This is a genomic window from Mesorhizobium sp. M7A.F.Ca.CA.001.08.2.1, from assembly GCF_003998455.1.
In the GTDB taxonomy this organism is placed as follows: domain Bacteria; phylum Pseudomonadota; class Alphaproteobacteria; order Rhizobiales; family Rhizobiaceae; genus Mesorhizobium; species Mesorhizobium ciceri.
Genome location: NZ_RZPW01000940.1, coordinates 1 through 2092, shown reverse-complemented (window position 1 = coordinate 2092; position 2092 = coordinate 1). Strand labels below are relative to the sequence as shown.

The following is a 2092-nucleotide window of genomic DNA, read 5'->3' as shown; positions in this document are numbered from 1 at the left end:
GGCGCAACGCTCTATTCGGGCGTTCTCGCCTCTGAAGCGATTAAATGAGGAAAGGCCAACGTCACGATTGTCCGCAACACTGAAACCGATTGGCAGTGCAATGCCGCCGCGCTTCGGATTTGGGAACACGAAAGTGGCGCGCCGGGACGCGACTTCACAAATCGCCAATACGGACGCCGCGTGAAGCGGATCGTTCCTGGACCGTCTATCACGTCTTCTCGGGAATTCCGGCACACGGAGACGGCGTTGCCATGGCCGGCCTCAGCCGCCCCGATGCGACACGCCGCATGTTGACCCCCTCAACCAGCGCAATGCCGAGCGTCGCACGGCGTGGATTACCGCGCCGCCAATTGTCCCGCACGAGAGAGCGGCGGGCCAATCATGACGCTCTCCTTTCCCAATCCCAGCCGCAGTTTCGATGAAGCCCGCAACGCCGTCCGCTTCACCGGCCATGACTGCATGTTCGAGGTGCGTTTCTTCGTCGAGATCGCGGCGCTGGCAAAATCGGACATCGCCTTGGTGGGGACAACGGCGTCGGAAACAAAATGCCTTTCAGCTTTCGACACCTTGCGATCATCCATTCACAAGATTGCCAGCAAAGCCTATTCTCGCGACCGCCGCAGCTCTTACACTTTGACTGCCGCCGATTTCCGGTAGGGGAGCCCTTTTCTGGCCAGTTCGTTTCAGAACCGCACCTTCTGCTTCCGTGAAGAGTTTCGGGCGCCGGCAGGCGTACGAAAGTCCCCGAGGAAGGAACCCGCGGGGCACAGTCGATGGCTATGGGGATTTCGATCTGCGGCCGAAGTCGGCGACGGCGCGACCGCTGCCGACCGCCAAGGGCCGCCGTGCGGCAATACTCGATCGCCGACATGCCCTTGTCAGGCTCCTTGTTGAAGAAGCCCGTGATGCTCTGCCGCTGCCGAAAATGCGGCTCGTCGATCCAGCCGCCACGCGCATAGGATCCGAAAAGTATAATCTTGAGGATGCGCCCACGCTTTTTGAAGTCGGCCGAGCCTCCTTCAGCGCGTCGTCGAACTCCTCAAGCAGCACCTCCACCGTTCTTGTCAGCTCGCGCTGCTTTGGCGTGATCGATGCTGGATTTCATAAACCAGGATCTGTCGTCCATCGGGTATGCTTAGCCGAGACCACGCCTCGAATCCACAGACTGCCTCCCGGGCAGACGCAATTGAAGTATGTAGAGCTTGCTGGCTCGTTCGTTCGCCGCTCAGCAGACCGAGGTTGCCGTCGGTTGCAGCGTACTCAACCGCATGCTGGCGTGCGCATGAGTCTGTCCGACATCAAGTCCGGCAGCTATAATCGGCAACTTCAAAGACCGAAATGCGCTCGATTTCATATCCGCGCACCAACGCCGCATCTATATGGCCGAGTTGGTGCGCTGCGCAGTATCGGCGGCGATATCTTTAGCAGCCGTTTACCGGAGCGCGATAGGTCCTGTGTATGCAATACTGTCGGATGACGTAAGGAACCGCCGTGCCGCACAGAGCAGCAGCCCTAGCCGGCCGTTCTACGCCCCGCCTGCATCGTTTCATGAGCGTGATGCTCGAGCTGGCTCCGGGCGTTCTCGTGCCGCGTCAGGAAACGGAGTTGCTCGGACAGAGCGCGCTTGCGATTCTTCGCGATCGCGCGCCCGGCCCGATGGTGATCGACATGTGCTGCGGCTCCGGCAACCTTGCTCTGGCGATCGCGGCGGAAGTTCCGTCGGCCCGCGTCTGGGGGGTGGACGTGACTGACAGCACGTTCGCGCTCGCCCGGAGCAATGCCGAACGCTTGGCCCTTCAGGCCCGGGTCACCATCCGGAAAGGGGATCTGTTCGGTGCGCTGGAGGGCGATGGGCTTATCGGCGCAGCGGACCTGATTGTCTGCAATCCGCCCTATATCTCGACCGCGCGCCTCGAAGGCGAGAGCGCGCATCTGCTTGAGGGCGAGCCGCGCGAGGCCTTCGACGGGGGGCCTTACGGCATCTCGATCCAACAGCGGCTGATCCGGGACGCAATCGATTTCCTCAAGCCTGATGGCTGGCTGCTGTTCGAGTTCGGCCAGGGGCAGGACCGCCAGGTGGCTGCCCTGATAG

3 protein-coding genes and 1 pseudogene are annotated in these 2092 nt (G+C 61.5%); 3 read left to right on the top strand and 1 reads right to left on the bottom strand.

Annotation, left to right across the window (positions count from 1 at the left end; all coding sequences use genetic code 11):
- On the top strand, positions 1-184 hold a 184-nt coding region (locus tag EN914_RS38795; protein ID WP_206527296.1), incomplete at its 5' end, for a hypothetical protein.
- A 197-nt stretch (positions 185-381) separates the two neighbouring features.
- The gene (locus EN914_RS33230) at positions 382-657 is read left to right on the top strand and encodes a DUF1488 domain-containing protein (protein ID WP_024505329.1); all 276 of its coding nucleotides are present in this window, start codon (positions 382-384) and stop codon (positions 655-657) included.
- A gap of 268 nt (positions 658-925) precedes the next feature.
- Here EN914_RS33230 and EN914_RS39580 read toward each other — a convergent pair.
- A pseudogene (locus EN914_RS39580) lies at positions 926-1105 on the bottom strand (hypothetical protein); the annotation flags it as partial.
- 443 nt (positions 1106-1548) lie between these two features.
- Between EN914_RS39580 and EN914_RS33220 the strand changes: the two are divergent.
- A partial coding sequence (locus EN914_RS33220) for a HemK/PrmC family methyltransferase (protein WP_245497906.1) occupies positions 1549-2092 on the top strand: 544 nt, incomplete at its 3' end.